Source organism: Devosia sp. (assembly GCF_040509215.1).
Taxonomy (GTDB): Bacteria; Pseudomonadota; Alphaproteobacteria; order Rhizobiales; family Devosiaceae; genus Devosia.
Genome location: NZ_JBEVLL010000177.1, coordinates 20,684 through 42,040 on the forward strand (window position 1 = coordinate 20,684; position 21,357 = coordinate 42,040).

18 protein-coding genes are annotated in these 21,357 nt (G+C 63.2%); 12 read left to right on the forward strand and 6 right to left on the reverse strand.

Annotation, left to right across the window (positions count from 1 at the left end):
* The first annotated feature begins 50 nt into the window (after positions 1-50).
* Positions 51-572 (forward strand): peptidylprolyl isomerase, encoded by a 522-nt coding sequence (locus ABW043_RS09830; protein ID WP_353921031.1) that lies wholly within the window; start codon positions 51-53, stop codon positions 570-572.
* Between the two features lie 137 nt (positions 573-709).
* Here ABW043_RS09830 and ABW043_RS09835 read toward each other — a convergent pair whose 3' ends face one another.
* Complete coding sequence (locus tag ABW043_RS09835) at positions 710-1,828, reverse strand: PLP-dependent cysteine synthase family protein (RefSeq protein ID WP_353921032.1); 1,119 nt, start codon at positions 1,826-1,828, stop codon at positions 710-712.
* A 309-nt stretch (positions 1,829-2,137) separates the two neighbouring features.
* Here ABW043_RS09835 and ABW043_RS09840 point away from each other — a divergent pair, with 309 nt between their 5' ends.
* Positions 2,138-4,642: a PIG-L family deacetylase gene (locus ABW043_RS09840; protein ID WP_353921033.1), complete on the forward strand. Its 2,505-nt coding sequence runs from the start codon at positions 2,138-2,140 to the stop codon at positions 4,640-4,642.
* Positions 4,643-4,859: 217 nt separating this feature from the next.
* On the opposite strand, the gene ABW043_RS09845 is transcribed toward ABW043_RS09840, so the two are convergent.
* From ABW043_RS09845 to ABW043_RS09855, 3 genes are read right to left on the reverse strand one after another with little or no spacing between them, the layout of a single operon-like run.
* Positions 4,860-5,714 carry a DMT family transporter gene (locus ABW043_RS09845; protein ID WP_353921034.1) on the reverse strand — a complete coding sequence of 285 codons (855 nt, stop codon included), beginning with the start codon at positions 5,712-5,714 and terminating at the stop codon, positions 4,860-4,862.
* A 1-nt stretch (position 5,715) separates the two neighbouring features.
* Positions 5,716-8,055, reverse strand: coding sequence for a PIG-L family deacetylase (locus ABW043_RS09850; protein WP_353921035.1), 2,340 nt, complete (start codon positions 8,053-8,055; stop codon positions 5,716-5,718).
* A gap of 32 nt (positions 8,056-8,087) precedes the next feature.
* A complete protein-coding gene (locus ABW043_RS09855; RefSeq protein ID WP_353921036.1) occupies positions 8,088-9,311 on the reverse strand; it encodes an ROK family protein in 1,224 nt (407 codons plus the stop codon).
* A gap of 197 nt (positions 9,312-9,508) precedes the next feature.
* Here ABW043_RS09855 and ABW043_RS09860 point away from each other — a divergent pair, with 197 nt between their 5' ends.
* From ABW043_RS09860 to ABW043_RS09895, 8 genes are all read left to right on the forward strand, one after another.
* Positions 9,509-10,744, forward strand: coding sequence for a sugar ABC transporter substrate-binding protein (locus tag ABW043_RS09860; protein ID WP_353921037.1), 1,236 nt, complete (start codon positions 9,509-9,511; stop codon positions 10,742-10,744).
* 127 nt (positions 10,745-10,871) lie between these two features.
* Positions 10,872-11,804 (forward strand): carbohydrate ABC transporter permease, encoded by a 933-nt coding sequence (locus ABW043_RS09865; RefSeq protein ID WP_353921038.1) that lies wholly within the window; start codon positions 10,872-10,874, stop codon positions 11,802-11,804.
* Positions 11,805-11,806: 2 nt separating this feature from the next.
* Positions 11,807-12,655 carry a carbohydrate ABC transporter permease gene (locus ABW043_RS09870; RefSeq protein ID WP_353921039.1) on the forward strand — a complete coding sequence of 283 codons (849 nt, stop codon included), beginning with the start codon at positions 11,807-11,809 and terminating at the stop codon, positions 12,653-12,655.
* A 3-nt stretch (positions 12,656-12,658) separates the two neighbouring features.
* Positions 12,659-14,167, forward strand: a complete 1,509-nt coding sequence (gene argH, locus ABW043_RS09875; RefSeq protein WP_353921040.1) for an argininosuccinate lyase — start codon at positions 12,659-12,661, stop codon at positions 14,165-14,167.
* Complete coding sequence (locus tag ABW043_RS09880; RefSeq protein ID WP_353921041.1) at positions 14,167-15,234, forward strand: ABC transporter ATP-binding protein; 1,068 nt, start codon at positions 14,167-14,169, stop codon at positions 15,232-15,234. The genes argH and ABW043_RS09880 overlap by 1 nt, the downstream gene beginning before the upstream one ends.
* The gene (locus tag ABW043_RS09885; protein ID WP_353921042.1) at positions 15,231-16,130 is read left to right on the forward strand and encodes a carbohydrate kinase family protein; all 900 of its coding nucleotides are present in this window, start codon (positions 15,231-15,233) and stop codon (positions 16,128-16,130) included. The genes ABW043_RS09880 and ABW043_RS09885 overlap by 4 nt, the downstream gene beginning before the upstream one ends.
* Before the next feature lie 20 nt (positions 16,131-16,150).
* Positions 16,151-16,894: a glucosamine-6-phosphate deaminase gene (locus ABW043_RS09890; RefSeq protein ID WP_353921043.1), complete on the forward strand. Its 744-nt coding sequence runs from the start codon at positions 16,151-16,153 to the stop codon at positions 16,892-16,894.
* Positions 16,895-16,986: 92 nt separating this feature from the next.
* Positions 16,987-17,481 carry a hypothetical protein gene (locus ABW043_RS09895; RefSeq protein WP_353921044.1) on the forward strand — a complete coding sequence of 165 codons (495 nt, stop codon included), beginning with the start codon at positions 16,987-16,989 and terminating at the stop codon, positions 17,479-17,481.
* A 65-nt stretch (positions 17,482-17,546) separates the two neighbouring features.
* Here ABW043_RS09895 and ABW043_RS09900 read toward each other — a convergent pair whose 3' ends face one another.
* The gene (locus ABW043_RS09900; protein ID WP_353921045.1) at positions 17,547-18,677 is read right to left on the reverse strand and encodes a helix-turn-helix transcriptional regulator; all 1,131 of its coding nucleotides are present in this window, start codon (positions 18,675-18,677) and stop codon (positions 17,547-17,549) included.
* 170 nt (positions 18,678-18,847) lie between these two features.
* Here ABW043_RS09900 and ABW043_RS09905 point away from each other — a divergent pair, with 170 nt between their 5' ends.
* Positions 18,848-19,345: a cupin domain-containing protein gene (locus ABW043_RS09905; protein ID WP_353921046.1), complete on the forward strand. Its 498-nt coding sequence runs from the start codon at positions 18,848-18,850 to the stop codon at positions 19,343-19,345.
* Positions 19,346-19,429: 84 nt separating this feature from the next.
* Here the strand turns inward: ABW043_RS09905 and ABW043_RS09910 are convergent, their stop codons facing one another.
* Positions 19,430-20,614, reverse strand: coding sequence for an MFS transporter (locus tag ABW043_RS09910; protein ID WP_353921047.1), 1,185 nt, complete (start codon positions 20,612-20,614; stop codon positions 19,430-19,432).
* A 112-nt stretch (positions 20,615-20,726) separates the two neighbouring features.
* Here ABW043_RS09910 and ABW043_RS09915 point away from each other — a divergent pair, with 112 nt between their 5' ends.
* Positions 20,727-21,098: an ArsR/SmtB family transcription factor gene (locus tag ABW043_RS09915; protein WP_353921048.1), complete on the forward strand. Its 372-nt coding sequence runs from the start codon at positions 20,727-20,729 to the stop codon at positions 21,096-21,098.
* Positions 21,099-21,357: the final 259 nt, after the last annotated feature.

The following is a 21,357-nucleotide window of genomic DNA, read 5'->3' on the forward strand; positions in this document are numbered from 1 at the left end:
TCCCGCTGGGTCGTCCGGCGGGAGCTCTCTTTCATGTCTGGACTTTTATCGTGACCATCCCTGTCATTCTCGAAACCGAACTCGGCAATTTCACCATCACCGTCGACGAAAAGAACGCGCCTGTCACGGCTGCGAATTTCCTCGCCTATGTCGATGGCGGCTATCTTAACGACGCGACGGCCTATCGCATCGTGACCGACACCAATGAGCCGCAGAAGCCGATCAAGATCGAGGTGGTGCAGTGGGGTTATGGGGTTTCGGATGAGAAGCCGACGCCTTTTGCCCCGATTGCGCACGAGACCAATGACAAGACCGGGATCAAGCATAGGAATATGACCGTCTCGATGGCGCGCTTTGCGCCGGGCTCGGCGGCTTCGGAGTTTTTCATCTGCATCGGTGATCAGCCGGAACTGGATTTTGGCGGCAAGCGCAATGCGGATGGGCAGGGTTTTGCCGCCTTTGGTCAGGTGACTGAGGGGGAGGATACGGTGCGGCGGATTTTTGCAAAGGCTGCGGCGGAGAGCGATCATCCGGAGGTGCCGGTGAAGTTTTCGCGGGTGGCGCGGGCCTGAGTTTCAGGCGCGCCCAACATCGAAGTGCTTCGTCATTGCCCGGCTTGTCCGGGCAATCCATTTTTGGGGTCGCATCCTGCGGAGGCATGGACCACCGGGACAAGCCCGGTGGTGACGACAGATGGGGAATTGGGTGCTTAGACGCGCTCTCGGCGCTGTCCGGCGATCAGCAGGTCTGGATCGAAGACGCCTGATGCGATGACATTCTCGATGCGGGCCATGTCTTCGGCGATGTCGATGCCTTGTTGGCTCAGCCATTCATCTGAAAAATAAGTCTGGGCGTAGCGTTCGCCGCTGTCGCAGATGAGGGTGACAATGGAGCCGGCTTCGTTGTTTCGCGCCATTTCTGACGCGGCCCAGAGAAGGCCGATGAAATTGGTGCCCGTCGAGCCGCCGACGCGGCGGCTGAGGCGCTTGGAGAGGACGCGGGTCGCGGCGATCGAAGCGGAGTCGGGGACTTTGAGCATCGCGTCGACGACGTTGGGCACGAAGGAGGCTTCCATGCGGGGGCGGCCGATGCCTTCGATGCGGCTGCCGCGCTTGCAGCGGCAGGCCGTATCCGTCTGGGTCCAGCCTTCGTAGAAAGCGGAAAACTCCGGGTCGGGTACGCAGAGCTCGGTTTGAAAACTCTTGTAGAGAATGTAGCGGCCGATGGTGGCCGAGGTGCCGCCGGTGCCGGGGCTCATCACCACCCAGCGGGGGATGGGATGGCGCTCCATGGCCATCTGGCGGAAGATCGACTCGGCGATATTGTTGTTGCCGCGCCAGTCGGTGGCGCGCTCGGCAAAGGTGAACTGGTCGAGATAGTGACCGCCTTCACGAGCTGCGAGGTTTTTGGCCTCGTCATAAATGGCCGAGGGTTCGTCGACGAAGACGCACTGGCCGCCATATTGCTCGATGGCTTCGATCTTGGTGCAGGAGGTCGTGCGCGGCAGGACGGCGTAGAATTTGAGGCCGAGAAGGCGGGCGTAGTAGGCCTCGCTGACGGCGGTGGAGCCGGAGGAGGCCTCAACCAATGCCGTATCGGGGCCGATGACGCCGTTGCAGAGGCCATAAAGAATGAGCGAGCGCGCCAGGCGATGCTTCAGGCTACCCGTGGGGTGGCAGGACTCGTCCTTGAAGTAAAAGTCCACGGCGGGAAAGCCGGGCAGTGCCACGGGGATAAGATGGGAATCGGCAGAGCGCTGGGCGTCGGCGTCGAGCTTGCGAATGGCTCGGCTGGTCCAGGAATCCTTGTGTTCTAAATGATTTGTCATTTGGGGAACAAATTGCCATCCAATCTTCACATGATGGTACTTTGTTCTTTCATGCTGGTCAATTTTAGATTCGATGACGTCGGCTGTGCGAAGAGGCTGAAGGCTGCCATGTACGGCGCCTGGGGAGAACAGCCCCTTGTGCGAGTGCATGCTAAAGCACGCAGCTTGATCAAAAATTCGTTCTAAAAATCTCGATTAACACACTTGAGTTAAGTTAATCGGGCTCACATAGTCCTGTCTTGAAGCTGTCATATCGGCCGACCGGAGGGGTCGGCGACGAGGGGCAGTGTAAGGAGAGGACCCTAGTTTATGCCACGTTTGACCCGTCGAACTTTCATTGCGTCGGTGCCGCCGCTGCTGGCCGCCACGCAGATTCCCGCCTGGGCGGCTCCCGCCTCCGATCTGGAGCTGATTGCGGCGCAGAAGGGTGAACCGGCAATCGTAAAACTCTATCGCCAGCTCGAACGCCTGACCTCGACGGTCACCTTTATGACCACGGGCGCGCATCCTGACGACGAGCCGAGCGGCATGCTGGCGGCACTCCGCCATGTCTATGGTATTCGGCCGGTGCTCTACTGCATCACGCGCGGCGAAGGCGGTCAGAATGCCATCGGGCCGGAGCGCGGTTCGGTGCTGGGCGTGCTGCGGACGCGCGAAATCACTGAAGCCTCGCGCTCGCTCGACGCGTCGCTGGCCTTTGGTAGCCAGGGCCATCACGACAATATGCACGACTTCGGGTTCTCCAAAGACCCCAACCAGACGATCGATCGCTGGGGCCGCGACCGCGTGATCGAGCGCATGACCTGGGCCGTGCGCCAGTACAAGCCCGACGTGATCATGAACTGCTTCCTCGACGTGGGCGGGCAGCACGGTCACCATCGTGCGGCGAATGTGGCGACGTTTATCGTGGCCGGCATCTCGGGCAATGCCGAGGAGTTTCCTGACCAGATCGCGGCCGGTTTGAAGACCTGGACTGTGCCCAAGATTTACCAGCCGGCATGGGGCGGTGGTGGTGGCGTCTATGACGACGAAACCCCACCCCCGCCGACGACGCTGGTGGTGCGAGCACCCGAGCGCGATCCGATTTCCGGCGCCACTTTCCCGCAGATGGGCGAATGGTCGCGTTCCTGCCACCTGACGCAGGGCATGGGTCGTTGGCAACCAAAACCGCAGACCGAATGGCCGATCAACCTCTCCTGGGCCGCAGACGGCGAAGCCGGCAGGGAAGAGAGCGACATTCGCGATGGGCTGATTGCCACGGTTGGCCACATTGCCGAACTCGACGGCATGCCCGTGGCTTCGGCCGATGCGCTGCGCAATGCGCAGGGGCTGATCGATGAAGCACTGGCCGACTATGGAGATCCGGTCGAGGTGGTGAAGCGTCTGGTTGAGATCGGCAAGGCCGTGGCGGAAGCCCGCTCGACGCTACCGACCGAGTTGGAAGACCAGGTGGCACATCGCCTCGATCGCAAGATCAGGGAAGTTGATCTGGCGCTGGCGACGGCGGCGGGCATGCAGGTGCGCGCTTATACCGACGGTTCCGATCTGCATCCGGGCCAGGACATCATCGTCAAGGCAATGGTCGATGCGCCGGACACGATCACCGTGGATTCGGTCGAGGTAATTGCCCGCAATGGCATTACCGGCGAAACGGCCGAGGATGGGGTCAAGGTAAGCGTGGCGGCAGATGCGGCATTGACCAATCCGCTGACCGAGCAGTTCGACCCGCTGGGCGGCAATGGCGATGCCTTTGTGCGCCTGACGGCGACGATTGCCGGCCACAAGGCCGTGCTCGACGTGGACCTCGAAGACGCGCTGCGGGTTTTGCCGGAAGCTTCGCTGGAACTGAAGCCGGATGCAGTGGTGTTCAACACCGAAAGCGAGATTTCGCCGGTTGCCTTCACTGCAGTGGTTTCGGGCGGTACGACGGCCGATCTCGACTTCAAACTGCCCGAGGGCTGGTTGATGGCGGCGAAGGGTGACACGGGCCTTGAAGCAGGATCGTTCGAACTGACGCCGCCGGCCGAGCTGGGGACCGAGCGGATTACCATCGCTCCGACGCTGTTGGGCAAAGAGGCCTATGCCATCAACGTCTTCACCTATCCCCATATCGGGCGATCGGTGGTGCCGACTGAGGTGGCGGTGCCGGTGCAGTCGGTTGGTGCGGTCATTCCCGAGGGCAAGATCGGCTATATCGGTGGTGGCAATGACAATGTCGCCATCTGGCTCAAGCGCCTCGGCGTTGACCTCAAGGAGCTGAGCCCGGCCGATATGGAAGCCGGCGCCTATCGCGATCTCGATACGCTGGTCGTGGGTATCTTCTCCTTCGGTCGCCGACAGGATCTCGTGGCGGCGCTGCCGGGCGTGCATGAATGGGTCAAGAAGGGCGGGCATCTCGTGACGCTCTACCACCGTCCGTCGGATGGCTGGGACCCGGCAACCGTGCCGCTGGCCTTCCTCCAGATCGGGTCGCCCTCGATCCGCTATCGCGTGACCGATGCCAAGTCGGCGGTGGATGTGCTCGAACCCGATCACCCGCTCCTCACCTATCCCAATGCGATTACCCAGGAAGACTGGGACAATTGGGACAAGGAGCGCGGGCTCTACTTCGCTTCGGAATGGGACGAGGCCTATGTGCCGCTGCTCGCCATGGCCGATGCCGGCGAAGAACCGCTGACGGGTTCGCTGCTTTCGGCGGAGATCGGCGAAGGTCGGCACACCCATACCAGCCTCGTGCTGCATCACCAGCTCGACAAGCTGACCCCGGGTGCCTTCCGCATCATGGCCAACCTGATCCAGAAGGCAAAGCGCTAAGGCGCAAAAATCCGGCTCGCGTAAACTCCCAACGCGAGCCGCTGCCGCCCTTTATGGGCGGCGAAGCCCTCGGCCATGCCCGGCCGGGGGTCTTTTTGTTTTTGGGCCTTTGTTCCGCCACACCGTCGTCACCACCGGCTTGTCCCGGTGGTCTATGCGGAGGCGAGATGGATTGCCGGGACAGGCCCGGCAATGACGAAGGAGAGAGGAATGGTGTTCAGCGCTTCGGACGGTCGAGGCGGGTCGTCAGGACGAGGGCGCCGATGATGATGGCGGTGCCGATGAGCGTTGTGGGCGCGGGGACCTCGCCAAAGGCCAGGAAGCCGGCAAGAGTGGCAAGGACGATGGAGAGATAGCCGATGGGGGCGAGGAGATTGGCCGGGGTGGATTGATAGGCCCGGAGGAAACAATATTGGCCGATCTGGGCGAGGACGCCGATGGCAAGGAGCAGCGGCCAGTCGGCAGAGGCGACCGGCTGCCAGGAAAAGGCGGCGGGGAGGGCGGTGAAGACGGTGAGGCCGACGGTGTAAAAGACCATCAGGACGGTGGTGTTTTCTTTCGCCAGGGCGCGGGTCTGGACGGTGGCGAGGGAGCCGAAGAGGACGGAGCCGAGGGCGGCGAGGATGCCGACGTTCCATGAGATTTCGCCGGGAGCGACCATGATGAGAACGCCGGCAAAGCCGACGGCGGCGCCGATCCAGCGCCAGGGGCCGGAGCGTTCGCCGAGGAGGATAGTGGCCAGCGCCAGGACGACAAGCGGGCGCATGAAGCCGATGGCATTGGCGAGAGCCAAAGGCAGGGCGGTGAGCGCGGCGAAATTGGTATTGAGGGCGAGCGTGTTGCAAAGCACGCGGAAGGCGTGGCGGCTCCATTGCTTCGTCTGTCGCAGCGCCTGGCGGTGGCGCCAGGCGAGGGGGAGGACGCCGACGAGGCCTATCAGCGAGCGGATGAAGACCATCTGCACGGCGGGATAGCTGGCGCCGCCGAGTTTTACCAACACGGTCATAACCGTGACGAGCAGCATGTCGCCCGCGAGCCAGGCAAAGCCGGCTCGCGATTGTGTGGTCTGCATGTCAGGCGGACTGCAGGAGATTGGCCATCAGGCGGAAGGCGCCGGGGACGAGCTTGTCGAGCTGGTGGTGAAGGACAAGGCTTGTGTGGGTGTGGCGGCCCTCGCCGATCTTTGCCGAGAGCAGGGAGCCGGTGAGGGGTTTTTCGCCCGCGTCGCTCATGGCGAGGAGGGGGGTATAGGCCTCGTCCCAGGCGGAGGCGAAGTAGAGGCCGCGTTCCTTGTCCCAGCCGGCGAAGTCTTCGGCTGTGATGCGGTTGGGGCCGGCGAAGAGTTGGTGGTGGGGATCGAGGAATGTCACTTCGGCCGCGGGATTGGTGGTGCGCCAGCGCAGCGACGGGCTGCCGATGGTGATGGGGCGCGGCGGGGTGGCGTCGGGTGTCCAGCCATCGCTGGGGCGATGGTAGAGGGTGACGAGGTGGCCGCCGGCTTCGACCCAGCGATGGAGTTTTTGGGTAGCGTCCTTGAGGTCGGGGCGGAGGCCGAAGGCGAAGATGCCGATGACGATCGTGTCGTAGGCGGAGAGATCGCCGGCAAGGGCTTCGGCGTCGAGTTCGGTGACATCGGCGCCCATGCGGCTGAGCCAGAGGCCGACGCGGTCGGAGCCGCCGCCGATATAGCCGATCTTAGTATCGGGGACCGTGAGGTTCAGCGCCAGGATGTCGAGCGACAGGGGGCGGGCGAAGCGGGTGCGGCCGATATGGGGATAGGCGATCGGGGTGACGCTATAGGCGGGGGTGCCATCGACGAGGAGCGGCAGGCTTTGGCGGCCGGCGGTGAGGAGCACGTCGGAGGTGACGGCAAAGGTGTTTTCGCGGCGCTCGATGGTCAGGCTCGGGGCGCCGGGGATGGCGATGCGGTCGAGGGCGATGTCGGTTTTGATTGCTACGGTTTTGGTCACCGGGGCCGACAGAGGAAGAATCAGCGCGTCGGGGTTGATCGCGACCGTGTAGGCGGGGGCGAGCTGGAGGTCTTCTTCGGTGTCGCGGGTGAAGCGAATCAGTTCGCCGTTCACTTCGGCTTCGATGAGGAGCGAGACGCTGCCGTTATTGCCGAGATTTTCCCAATCGGGGCGGAACGCGTTTTCGATTTTGGCGTCGGGGCGGGCGGTGAGCGGGATGGTCGCGCGGTCGCCCGAGATTTCTACCGAATCGGTGGGGGCGAAGGCGGCTGAGGTGATGGGGGTAGCGCGGATAGTTTGGGCGGTGCCGCGTTCGACCTCAACGACGAGATCGACTGTATCGCCGGGGGCGACGCTGGCTGAGGAGACCGAGGCGTAGATTTCTATGCCGGCGGCAATGGCCGTGGCGGCGTCGAGTTCTTCGAGCTTTCGCGTGAGGCGGTGGGCGTGCTCGGGTGCGATATCCTGCTGCGCGCCGCGGATGGCGCGGCGGGCGATGCTGAGGGCGGGGAGAATGGCTGAACTATTGGGGAAGGCGGCGACGGCTTGGGCCAGGGCGGCGTCGGCTGCGGCGAGATAGGGCGAGGGGCCGAGATCGGCGAGGGTTTTGGGAAGGTCGTCGAGGAGTTCGCTTTGTGCATTGGCGCCGACCCGGTGGAGCTGCCACTGCGTTTCGCCGGGGTGGCGCCAATGGCCCATGTTCTGGCTGGCGTGGAAGGCGCGGGACACCTCGCCGAGCTGCCAGAAGGGCATGCCGGTGGCGAAGTCTTTGCCGGTGGCGCGGACGGTGATGTTTGCCGGTGGGGGCGGGACTTCGTCGTCATAGGTGTCGCCGCCGCCGGACCAGGCGGGGAGGCAGAACTTTGTGACGGTCCAGGGCGTGAAATTGTCGGTTTCGTAAGCGGGGTCGGCGGCGAGGGCGAGGGCCCGTTCGGCGGCCTCGGTCATGGCGCGGTGGTGTCCGTGCTGGCCGGGGACATCGAGGAAGGTGGGGATGACGACGTCGGGGCGGAATTCGCGATAGGCGCGGACGAGGCGGTCAATGGTGCGGTCTTCGCCCCAGCGCGAGAGCGTGTCGGGGCCGGATTTGGAGAAGCCGAAATCGTGGACCGGGTCATTGGGGCCGTGGCCGAGCCAGGCGACATCGGCGTCTAGGGCGCGAGCGGCTTCTTCCATTTCGCGCGAGCGCAGGACGCCGAGGGCACCGCCGCGTTCAGGGCCGAGCGTGTTCTGGCCGCCTTCGCCGCGGGTGGAGCAGGCGACGACGATACGCATGCCCATTTCGTGGCGCATGGTGGCGAGCATTTCATTGTGCTCGTCATCGGGGTGGGCGCCGGTGTTCATCACCGTCACTGTCGATTTTAGGCGGCCGAGGGCGCGGGCGAGGGTGACGAGACGCGGTTGTGCCGCGCGACGGCGCAGGCGTTCAGGGGCGGTAAGCATGGCAAGTCCAGAGGTTTTTTAGACGAATAGCGTCAGGCGACGGGGTCGGAGACGCTGAGATGGGGGGAGACCGTGTCGAGGAGCGGCAGGGCGGCGGCGCCGAGCGCGGCCGTTAGCTGGCCGGTCTGGCCGCGAATGGCGCGGGGCAGGGTGCGTTTCTGGCGGGTGGCGACGGAAACGGGGAGTGGGTCGAGCGCGGATATGACGGCTTCGAGGACGGAATCGGGGAGGCCGCCGCCGAAGATGACCGTTTCGGGATCAAAGATGTTTTCGAGCATGGCGACGGTGGGCGCGAGATAGTCGGCGGCCATTTCGATCCATTCGGCGAGGGTCGGATTGGCCTCGTCGTGGAGCTTCTGGATGTCTTCGACGGTCGCGGCATAGATGCCGGCCATGGCGAGGCGTTCGCGGAGGGCAAAGACCGAGACGAAGCGTTCGAGCGCGCCGGCGGGGCCGTAATGGACCTTGCCCTTACGCGGGACGAGGCCGACATGGCCGATTTCACCGGCATTGCCGAAGGCGCCGCGAAGGGGCCGGCCTTCCTGGATGACGCCAAGGCCGAGGCCGACGCCGAAATAGAGATAGCAAAAGCTGCCGAGCTGGCGGCCAGCGCCATAGAGGCGTTCGCCGACGACGGCGGCGGTGGCGTCGTTTTCGACGACGACATGCTGACCGGTGGCCTTGGCAAAGAGTGCGGCAGCATCAACGCCTGTCCAGCCGGGGAGGGTGGCGGGGCCGACCGAGCTCATGCCTTCGACTTCGAAGGGGCCGGGCATGACGACACCGATGCCGAGGAGCTTGCTGCGGTCGGCGCCGAGCGAGGCCTGCAGGCGCTGGACTTCGGCGGTCACCTTGTCGGGGACGGTATCGGGGCCGGTGGCTTCGAGCGGCAGGATGGATTTGGCACGGACGCCGCCCGAAAGGTCGAGAAGGGCCGTGACCATGTGGTCGGCAGCAATTTCGACGCCGGCGGTGAGCGGGCCATTGGGATTGACGGCGAACTGGATTGGGGGCTGGCCGCGGCCGGAGCGCAGGCGGCCAAGCTCGACGAGAAGCCCCTCTTCGAGCAGTTCATCGACGATATTGGCGACGGCCTGGGGTGTGAGCTGGGCGCGGCGGGCGATCTCGGTGCGGCCGAGATGTTCGTGGAAGCGAATGACTTCGAGCACCACGCGCCGGTTATGCGCGCGGTTGCGCTCGGGGTTGGACCCGATGGCGACGCGCTGACGAAGATCTTTCTTGCTGCGGCCGTTCAATTCTTCGCCTCCCCATATGTCTGGCTAGCACGGCAATGGAGGGGGAGACTAGCCGGGGAACAAGATAACGCAAGTAGATTATGTTATTGACAAGCCAGTGTCACATATTGGACGTTGAGGGCCTGTCAGGCGGCGTGGGCCGTGTTTTTGACATGAGAGAGCAGTCGGAGGGTTCGACGCTCCAATGGAGGGACTTTATGCGTAAGGCATATGTGGCCGGGCTTGCAGCCGGCATCAGCTTCATCGCAATGGGCGCTGCCCAGGCCGTGGAAATCGAATATTGGCAGTATGTCTTTGACAGCCGCGTCCAGGCGATGGACCAGCTGATCGAGAAATTCCAGGCCGCAAACCCGGATATCACCGTCAAGCAGACCACGTTCCCCTATGCCGACTACCAGACGCGCGTTGTCGCCGCCAAGGTTGCCGGCCAGGGCCCGGACGTTGTGCAGCTGTTCTACGGCTGGACCGACCAGTTCGTGAATGGCGGGCTGATCCAGCCGCTCGATCCGGCCGTGTTCCCGCATGCCGAAATCGAATCCGACTTCTTCCCGATCGTTTCGGCTATGAAGCGCGGCGAAGACTATTATGGCCTGCCGACCGCCGTGCGTTCGCTGGCCCTGTTCTACAACAAGGCGATCTTTGCCGAAGCCGGCATCGAGGCGCCGACCACGCTGGACGAACTGCTGGCGGCTGCCGAAGCCACCACCAAGCGCGATGGCGCGGGCAATATCACGACCGCCGGCATCACCATGGACATGGCCGGCCAGGATCACCACTGGTGGCGCGAAGTGCTCATCCGCCAGAACGGTGGCGCCCCTTATGACGCCGAAGGCAATGTCGCCTATAACGACGCAGCCGGTGCTGCGGCGCTGAAGTTCTACACGGCCCTGCAGACCGAAAAGAATGTCGGCCTCGTGGGCTTCATGGATGAAGGACAGGCCGCATTCCGCGCTGGCATGGCCGCAATGACCATCGACGGCACTTTCCGTCTCGGCGCCTTCGCCGACAACCCGTTCGAATGGGGTGTGGTGGAACTGCCGGCTGACGCCAATGGCCTGCGCTCGAACTATTCGAGCTACTTTGCCAACGGTATCGGCGCGACCTCGACGGGCGAAGAACTCGCCGCGGCGCAAAAATTCCTCCAGTACATTTCTTCGCCTGAGGCGATGGAAATCTGGCTGAACACGGTCGGCGAACTGCCGGCACGTCGTGACGTGGCCCTGACCGAGGCAAACCTGGCGGATCCGATCCGCGGGCCGTTCCTCAAGGGTCTCGAATACGCCCACACCACCCAGTTCTATGATGAAGCCGCACAGCGCCAGACCGCTATCGACATGGTCAACCGCGTGCTGCTCGAAGGCCAGTCGATCGAAGACTCGATCGCCCAGGCGGCTACGGCCGAACAGGCGATCATCGATCAGGGTCGTCAGTAAGGGAAAAGCTCTTAGGAGCTCGAACTTCGCCACAAACACCGACTGTCATCCCGGCCTTCGCCGGGGTGACGGCCGGTGATATTTTGGCGCTTCGGGAACTCCCTGGCATTTCATCGCAGGAGCGAACATGGCGTCGGCGAACGCACTTCCACAGACAGGCCCGGTTCGCTTCTGGGACCGCCTGAATATCAGCACCAAGCGGGTCATCTGGGCCTGGGCGTTTCTCGCCGTGCCGATCATCTTTTATGCGGGCATCCGCTTTTATCCGACATTCCAGGCCTTCTGGCTGTCCCTGACCAATTGGGACCTGCTGCGGCCGGCCCAGTTCATCGGCTTTGCGAACTACCAGAAAATGTTCGCCGATCCGGTCTTCTGGAAAGTGTTCCAGAACACCTTCCTCTATCTCATCATCGGCACGCCGCTGAGCCTCGTTATCTCGTTCGTGATCGCCTATTATCTCGATCGCGTTAAGGTCATGCACGGCTTCATCCGCGCCCTCTATTTCCTGCCATTCCTCACCACGGCCGCGGCCATGGGCTGGGTCTGGCGCTGGTTCTACCAGCCGGTGCCTATCGGGGTGATCAACGGGTTTTTGTCGTCCATCGGGATTGCGCAGCAGCCCTTCCTTCGTTCGGTCGATCAGGCGCTGTTTTCGATCCTGATCCCGGCGATCTGGGCGGGGCTTGGCTTCCAGATCATCATCTTCATGGCAGGCCTCCGCGCCATTCCCGGCACGTTCTATGAAGCGGCGCGTATCGACGGGCTGGGTGATTGGGCGATCCTGCGCAAGATCACCATTCCGCTCCTGAAGCCGACCACCGTGTTTCTCGTGGTGTTCTCCTCCATCGGTTTCCTCCGCATCTTCGATCAGGTCTACAACATGACCTCGAACGATCCGGGCGGGCCGCTCAATGCGACCAAGCCCCTGGTGCTGATGATCTACCAGACCGCGTTTTCGTCCTACCAGATGGGCTATGCGGCCGCGCAGACCGTGGTTCTCTTCACCATCCTGCTCATCGTGTCCCTGCTTCAGCTCTATGTGCTGAGGGAAAAGAAATGACCATGGCCTCGACCAAAGAGCTGGCGGCCAATAGCCGCGATATCCGCCCCGGGCGCATCATTACCTGGACCCTGTTGCTGATCGGCGGGCTCATCATGATCACCCCGCTGCTGTTCATGTTTTCGACCTCGCTAAAAACCTCGGGCCAGGTCTATGACCTGCGCCTGATCCCGGCGGCGCCGACCTTTGACAACTATATCAAGGTGCTCGGCGATGGCCGCTTCATGCAGTGGTTCTTCAACTCCACGCTGATCGCCGTTACCGTGACGATCTCGAACGTGTTCTTCGATAGTCTCGTCGGCTACACGCTGGCGAAGTTCGAGTTTCGCGGTCGCTACTTCATCTTCCTCGCCATCCTGTCGACCCTGATGATCCCCACCGAAATGCTGGTGATCCCCTGGTACCTGATGTCGAGCCAATTGGGCTGGCTGAATTCCTACTGGGGCATCATGTTCCCCGGCATGATGACGGCCTTTGGTACCTTCCTGATGAAGCAGTTCTTCGAAGGCGTGCCGAACGACTTCCTTGAAGCCGCGCGTGTCGACGGGCTCAACGAGTTCACCATCTGGTGGAAGATCGCCATGCCCATGGTGGTGCCGGCGATCTCGGCTCTCGCCATCTTCACCTTCCTCGGCAACTGGACCGCGTTCTTCTGGCCGCTGATCGTCACCACCTCCAAGGAGCTCTATACGCTGCCCGTCGGCATATCGAGTTTCTCGGCGGAGGCTTCCATCCAGTGGGAGCTGATCATGACCGGCGCTGCCATCGGCACCATTCCGACGCTTCTCGTCTTCCTTCTCCTGCAGCGCTACATCGTTCGTGGCGTCATGCTGGCCGGCCTTAAGGGTTAAGCCATGACCGATCCCCGTTCTGCCGATCAGTCGGTTTTTCCCGATCCGGTCTACAAGGAAACAGTTCTGGCGCCGCTGTTCGACGGCGCCAAGGACCACCATGTTGAAGGCTTTCGGGCCATCGACCGCGCGCATCTGGTGATGCTCACCGAGACCGGTATTCTGGATGCCGGTCAGGCGCGCGACATTGCTGCGGCGCTCGATAGCATCGATGCCGAGATTGAGCCGTCGAAGCTCGTCTATACCGGTGAGGTGGAGGACTTCTTCTTCCTCATCGAGAAGGAGCTGAAGAAGCGCGTTGGGCCAGATCTCGGTGGGCGGCTTCATACCGCGCGCTCGCGCAATGATATCGACCATACGCTCTTCAAGCTCGGGCTGCGCGAGCGGCTCAATGTTCTCATTGAGAAGGCGCTGAAGCTGCATTCGACGCTGATCGATGCGGCGGAGCGCGAGAAGGATACGCTTGTTGTTGCCTATACCCATGGGCAGCCGGCGCAGCCGACGACGTTCGGGCACTATCTCTCGGCGATCGTCGAGTTTGTGGGGCGCGATATCGAGCGGCTGTTCGAGGCCTATCGGATCGTCGAGCTTTCGCCGATGGGCGCGGCGGCGATTACCACGACCGGCTTTCCGACTGATCGGGCGCGGGTAGCAGAACTGCTGGGTTTTGCGGCGCCGCTGCAGAACTCATATTCGTGCATTGCCGGGGTGGATTATATCACCTCGACCTATTCGGCGATCGAGCTGATGTTCCTGCATCTGGGGCGTCCGATCCAGGATTTCCAGGTATGGACCAGTTTCGAGGTGGGGCAGATCTATGTGCCCAATAGCCTCGTGCAGATCTCCTCGATCATGCCGCAGAAGCGCAATCCGGTGCCGATCGAGCATCTCCGGCACCTCGCAAGCCAGACGGCTGGGCGGGCGCAGGCGATGCTTACGGTGATGCACAATACGCCCTTCACCGACATGAATGACAGCGAGGGCGAAACGCAGGCCATGGGCTATCAGGCCTTTGCGAGTGCCTATCGCGTGCTCGACCTGTTGGCGGCACTGGTGCAGCAGATCCGCATCGATCCCAAGCGGGTGCGGGACAATATTTCGCGCTCGTGCATTACCATTACCGAGCTGGCTGACTCGCTCGTGCGCCGGGAAGGGCTATCCTTCCGTGAGGGGCATGAGATTGCGGCGTCCGTCGCCAAAGCCGTGGTCGCCATGGGTGGCGATCTCGTCAGCGATGGATATGCGCCGTTCACGGCCGCTTTCGAGAAGGCGACCGGACGACGTTCGGCGCTCGATGAAGCAAGTTTCGCCGAAATCGTCTCGCCGGAATATTTCGTCTCGGTGCGCACCCGCTTTGGTGGGCCGGCGCCGGAGCCGCTGAATGCGGCCATTGCCGGCTACAGGCAGGACGCGGCGCGGCTTACCGACACTCATGGAAAAATACTGCGCCGCCAGGCTGATGCCGCGCGCTTGCTCAAAGAGCGCTTCGGCGCATTGAAGGGAACTGCCTGATGGCCAAGATCGAACTGCAGAAACTGGTCAAGGAATACGGCAAGACCCGCGCCGTACATGGCATTGACCTCACCATCGAAGATGGGGAATTCGTCGTCTTTGTCGGCCCCTCGGGCTGCGGCAAATCCACCACCCTGCGCATGATTGCCGGGCTCGAGGATATTTCGGGCGGCAATCTTCTCATCGGCGGCGAGGTGGTGAACCAGCGCGAGCCCAAGCAGCGCAATATCGCCATGGTGTTCCAGAACTACGCCATCTACCCGCACATGACCGTGGGCCAGAATATCGGCTTTGGTCTCTACACCTCGAAGCTGTCGAAGGCCGAGAAGCAGAAGCGGATCGAAGAGGCGGGCAAGACTCTCGGCCTTGAAAAGCTGCTCGACCGGCGGCCAGCGGCTCTGTCGGGTGGCCAGCGCCAGCGCGTTGCCATTGGCCGCGCCATGGTGCGCGATCCGGCGGCGTTCCTCTTTGACGAGCCGTTGTCCAACCTCGATGCGCAGTTGCGCTCGCAGATGCGTATGGAGATCAAGAGTCTTCATCGCCGGCTTGGCACGACCATCGTCTACGTGACGCATGATCAGGTCGAAGCCATGACTATGGCCGACAAGATCGTCGTGATGCGCGACGGCAATATTTTGCAAGTGGGGACGCCTACGGATCTCTACGAAAATCCGGTCGATGTCTTTACCGCTCGGTTTATCGGCAGCCCGTCGATGAACATGGTGGAAGGCACGATTGCTGGCGGCAATCTGAGCGTCGAGGGCGCCGCGATTTCGGGGCTCACCTTGCCGGCGCATGAGGGCAAGGCGCTGATCGGCGTTCGTCCGCATGACCTGGTGGTCGGCGAAGCGACGGGCGTGGGGCTTTCGGCCTCGGGCGTGGTCGAGGCGGTGGAGCCGCTTGGGTCGGAAACGCTGGTGCACCTCACTGTTGGCAAGGCGCAGGTGATCGCTACGGCGCCGGGGCGGGTCGTGCCTGCTATCGGCAGCACTGTGTCGGTTCATGCCGGCGCGGGGTCGCTCTACCTTTTCGACGCCGTCAGCGAAAAGGCTCTGGGCCGCGCATGACATCTTCTCTTCCACGCGCCGGGGCTGTGCTCAATCTCGGCCGCATCTATTGCGACATGGTGTTTCGCGGGCTCGACGGCATGCCCCAATTGGGGCGTGAGCTCTTTGCCCGCGAATTCGCCATGACGCCGGGCGGCGGGGCGCTGATCACCGCTGCGCATCTGGCCGCACTGGGGCGCCATTCGGCACTGCTGGCGCGGTTCGGTACCGATGCATTGTCTCTCGCGCTTTTCGACGAGATCGATGCGCTGGGGCTCGACCTGCAGTTTCTCGATCGACACGAGACGGCAGGGCCGCAGCTTACCGTCGTCATGGTGCATGATGGGGATCGCGCCTTCCTGTCGCGCCGGGCTGGCCATGCGCGGCCGGCCGGGTTTGAAGCGGCAATCGCTTCGGCTGAGGTAGCGCACCTCCACATCGCCGAATATGCGACGCTGCACGAAATGCCCGATGCGATTGCCAAGGCCAAAAGCCATGGGCTGACGGTGTCGCTCGATCCGAGTTGGGATGCCGAACTGATCCGCGACCCGCTGTTTTTCGAGCGGGCATCGGGCACCGATGTGTTCCTGCCGAATATGGAAGAGGCCGAGGCGCTGACCGGGGAGACCGATCCGGCCGCGGCGCTTGGCGTGCTGCAACGGCATTTTCCTGTCGTGGCGCTGAAGCGCGGCGGCGAAGGCGCTATTCTGGCGGCGGGTGGGACGGTGATCGATCTGCCTAGCCCGCGTGTCGAGGTGGTGGATACGACCGGGGCGGGCGACGCGTTCAATGCCGGCTTCATTCATGCCTGGCTCAATGGCGCCGACAATCGTACAGCCCTCGTGGCGGCCATCGATGCCGGCACCCGCTCGGTTCAGGCTTCGGGCGGAACCGGCAGCATCAGCCGCGCGAGCTGATCCTTTTTGCGTAGAGACTCATGACCAAAGCTCAGTTCCAGGTTTTTTCTTCGCCAGAGGCCGTCGCCGAGGCGGTTGCCTCCCATATCGGCGGCGTGGTTCGCACGCGCCCGCAAACAGTGCTGGGGCTCGCGACCGGCAAGACTTTTGTGCCGATCTATGAAGCCTTGGTGCGGTTGAGCGGGGAGACCGGTCTTTCCTTTGCAGAGGCGTCGAGCTTCAATCTCGACGAATATGTCGGGCTTGCTCCCGATCACCCTGCTTCGTTTCGGCGCTATATGGAGGATAATTTCTTCCGTCATGTCGATCTGCCGGCGGAGAGGGCGTTGCTGCCTGAGGCCGGCGGCGATGCGGAAGCGGCTTGCCTTGCCTATGAGGTGGCGATTGCGGAGCGCGGCGGCATCGATGTGCAATTGCTGGGGATCGGGCGCAATGGGCATATCGGGTTTAATGAGCCCGGCTCCGCCTTTGATGGCCGCACGCAGGTGGCCAAGCTGACGCCCTCGACCATTGCCGCCAATACCAGCGATTTTCCGGCGGGCGAACTACCCCCGCCCGAGGCGATCACCATGGGTATCGGGACCATTCTCGATGCGCGCGAGATCGTGCTGGTGGCGACAGGCGCAGCCAAGGCGGAGGCTTTGACGCGAGCCTTTGTGACGTCGCCCGACCGCGATTGCCCGGCCTCGGCCTTGCAGCAGCACGCTCACGTGACCGTGTTCTGCGATGAGGCCGCTTTTGCGGGGATGGGGCGCCCGGCATAGGGACAAGTTAGCGGCGCGTTTACCCTCGCGTTTCAAGGTGGCGGGGCCGCGGCAGCGGCGATCTGTTTCCTTAAGACGAGGCCGAAAACGCGATGTCGAAACTCCTTGCCACTGCGCTTGGCCTGTTGCTCGCGACGCCCAGCCTTGCTGCGGACTGGAAATATGAAGGCGGCTCAGTGCCCATCGCCTATTTCGACAATGGCGATGCGCAGTTTCAGTTTGCCTGCCGCGGCGGTGACCTCGCCATGGCTTACTGGGTGCGAAAGCCGAGCAAGGAAGTGGCGGCGGCGGCTAGCCTGAGCCTGGCGATCAATGCCAGCGGAGCGACGTCCGGCAGTCTTGCCGCAACGGGCGGCACGATTTTCGCGCAGGATTTTCCACTCATCCACAACGATGGCAGCTCGATCCTGGTTCGCGGGCCGGTGGCCCGGCAATGGGCCGCAATCGCGCAACGTGCGGCCGATCTGATCCGCGTCGGGTTCGTGCGGCACAAGGGGCAGGGCGGGCTGGAGGTTTTCGACGGGCAGGAATTTGGCGCCAGCGGCTCGAACGCCGCGATCGCCAAAGTGCTGCGCCAATGCGGGTAAGAAAGCGCCAGTTCGCGGTGTGAATGGGCGGCGCCCTCATGGGTGACCGATAAAACGGCAGAACTTCAGCCGATCGAGATGCTCAGCATGCTGCGGACCAGGGCTGGCTGACTGTGGACGCCGACCTTGTCGAATACCCGCTGCAATTGTGTGCGCGCCGTCGACAGCCGCACACCCTCGCGCTCGGCCACTTGCGGTAGTGCCAGTCCCTCGACAACGGCTGCTGCTACGCGGTGCTGAGCCGGAGAAAGCCCAAGCGCACGAGACGCCAGTTCGAGGCGGCTCCGTAACAGTTCTGGATTGTCGGCGCTGACGAACAATTTTCCGCCACTGCGGGTCGCCCACCAGACGCTGACCGGCTCGCCATGCCCGAGGTCATGCACAATCGGAATGTGGTGTGTCGGCTCCAGGAGGCCCTCGTCCATTTCCGCCAGACGTTCGATGGCGGCCAGCATGGCCTCCTGCGCGACGCGATCGACCAATTTCAGTTTGCCGCCGCTCAGCCTCAGGAAATCGTCGCCAGCCATCAGCGTTGAGGCCGAGGCATTGCATTGAATGAGGCGACAGAGGCGGTCGACCTGCCAGGTCGGCGCGTCGGTCTGGCCGAAATTGTCGTCAACAACGCAGAAGCTGGCGATCTTCCATTCGCCTGCCGGCCTTTCAAGCGTTGCCAATACGTGGCTGTGGCCGGGCCCGCGCCAGCCTGACAATCCGGCGGTGGGAAAGGCAAGCGTGAACGCGACCCAGGCCATGGTGTCGCTGGCATGAAGCACCCGGTCTTCAAAGCGCGTGCGGTAGGCGATGAAGGGACAGGGGTCAGGGTCCTGGCGGATATCGACGCGCAGGCTCTGCGCCAATGCGTCCCATCCCCGTCGCTCGGTGATGCCGAGGCCGCCTACCTTTGCCAGCCAGCGATCATCTGCGGTGCCCAAGTGACAAGCAGCAATCGTGTCGAAATCGCGCATCCACTTGGCGATGTGCTCGCGTTGGATCACCTGCCAGACGGGCTCGCTTTCCCAGGTCGGCTCGGCTATTCGCGCCTCGCGGCAGACCCGATCCATCTGATCGCGGATCGCCTCGGTCTTGAACCAGCGCTCGGGCCGAACGTGTCCCCGTGTGGCTACTTCCGTGCAGACGGCGCGCCAGTCCTCGTAGTGCCCGCTCATGGCCACCCACCAGGCCCGATAGAGGGTCAAGCGTCGCTGCTCTGCCTGCGTATCCAAGGCTCTCACCGTGCCGTCCGGAAGCCTTCGAGAAGCTCGCATGTTTCAACATTGGACGCCAGCGATGTCGGCCGATCGACTGACAGGCCAAATCAGTCCCGCGTCGTAAACAAGGGCCTCTCAATCAAGCTACGGAGAAGTCCATGATCCGCGCTCCTCTTGCAGTTGCGACACTGTTTGCACTCACGGTCACCGCCGCGCTGGCTTATGAGCCCATCATCGCCAAGCCGGGCGAATACGTGACCGTCAAGCCGGCCCAGCAGTCGATCCATGTCCTTGCCAGTGCGGGCCAAACGGACGGCGAGCTCGGCATTATCATCATTGAGGGCAAGACGGGCGAAGGTCCGGGGCCCGCCATCACCCATGCGAAAGAGGCAGAGAGCTGGTACGTCCTCGAGGGTACGTTCGATTTTCACATCGGCGACGAGACGTTCGAAGCGGGCCCCGGGACCTTTGTTTCGGTGGATGCCGGGCAGGCCCACGGCTTCAACAACAAGACCGATGGAAAGCTGCTGGTCATCTTCAACCCGGGTGGCTACGAGCAGTTTTTTGCCGACTGGGCCGAACAGGGGCTCGAGCGGGGGCCGGCCCTTGGGGCGCTCGAGAACACATATGGCGTGACGCGCCCGCCGCGCCCATGACCTGAACGGGGGCGGGGCCCGCTTACGGACCTCGCCTCACCTTTGCCGGCCGCGCCCCGAGCGACGTCGTCCACGAGAGCATGTTCACCCCAAGCGGGCCGGCATCGCTTCGGCGCGGCGCTTGGCTGCCCCGTTGATCAGAATGCCGAGTGCGGCGGTGAAGGGCAGTATCGCCCCGATCCAGCCTAGGTCGCTGGCCGACCCATATTGCAGCACCAGTCCGCCCAGCAGCGAGCCGCCGGCAATACCGAGGTACAGAGCCGAAGCATTGAGCGACAGAACCAGGGGGGCCGCGTCGGGTGCGAGGCTCAGCAGGTGGCTCGACTGCGCCGGAGGGAAGGCCCAGCCGGTGGCGCCCCAGAGGAGGACGATGGCAAAGAAAGCCGGTCCGGCAAAGGGCGCCGGAACAAAGGCCACGGCGGAAATCGCCAGCAGCATGACCGCATTGAGAAGGCCGGCGCCGATGACAGTCTGCCTTGCGCCGATGCGATCGGCCAATTGCCCGCCTGCTGCGTTGCCAAAAGCGGCGCCTATGCCGAAGGTGAGGAGAACCGCCGGCACCAGATCGCGCGGCAGGCCGATCGACTGCGTGGTGACGATCGCCAGGTAGACGATAACGGTGAAAGCGCCGGCAAGATTGAGGAGGGTCGTCAGGAGCGCGCCGGGAACGCCGGGCAGCGCGACGGCCGCAATGCGCTGGCGCAGGGTGAGCTGTTGGCCGCGCAGACCGGCGGGCAGCATGATCCAGATCGACGTGGCGGCGACAAGAGCAAAGACCGCGACCATGGCATAGGTGCCGCGCCAGCCCACAAGGCTCGCCACCAAAGCGCCGAGCGGCGCGCCGAACGCGACGGCCATGGTGGTGCCGCCCACGATGGCTGCGATAGCGCGAGCCCGATGGTCCGGGGACGAAATGGCGACGCCGGTTGCCTGGGCCGTTGCCGTGTAAAGGCCGGCCGACAGGGCCATCAGGATGCGCGCTGCCATGAGGTCCAGATAGCCTTGGGAGAAGCCGGCCCATACCGCGCCACCGGCAAAGACGACGGCGGCAGCGGCGAGAATGCGGCGCCGATCGGCCGTGCCGCAGAGCGCTGCAAGAATGGGCGCGCCAAAGGCATTGGCCAGTGCAAAGGCGAGAACGAGATAGCCAGCCTGGGTGAGAGTGGCGCCGGTCGAGTCGGCAATCTGCGGCAGGAGGCTCGAAATGGCGAAGCTTTCGACGCCAATGGCGAAGGTGCCCACGGCCAGCCAGATGAGACGGATATCCATGGTGGGATCCTTTGTCCAAAATTTATTGGACAATTGAACCTCAAACGGACCGAAGTCAACATCTTGTTCAATAGATATTGAACTAAGGCGACAACGGCGCTAGATATCGGCCATGAGCCTGCCGCATCCCGAGACCGACCAGATCACCCTTCCCAACGTGCTTGCCGCGCTTGGTGACGATACGCGCCTTGCCATTATCGGCTGTCTGGCGCGGTGCGATCAGTTGAACGGCCTCGTCTGCGGACAGTTGAATGGTCTGACATCCAAGACCAATCTCACCTATCACGTGGCCAAGCTGCGCGAGGCGGGCGTCGTCAATGTGCGGCCCGAGGGCACGAAGCGCCGCGTGACGTTGCGCCGGGACGATCTCGATCAGCGCTTTCCGGGGTTTTTGGACAGTGTCATTGCCAGCGCCGTCGACCTGCCCGCCGTGGAAACCACGATGCAGAGCTTGCTCTCGGACGACGAAAGCGCCGCCTCCTGATCGGTGAGTGCGTCTGAATAGATCAGGGGCCCGGGACGCCCTGACCCCCGGAGTTTCCGGGTGCCTTGGGCGTCTCGGGTCCCATAATTTCAGGCTTGGTGGACAGAAGGAATTCTGCGACCGCAGAAATGCCTGCCCTCTAAATTAGAAGCTGTAGTTCACGCCGGCGCGGATGACGCTGAACTTGTGGCCGATGTCGCGGGCGCCGCCCGGGAGGCCGCCATAGGTCTGGCTGCCGAGGTCGACATAGAGGTATTCG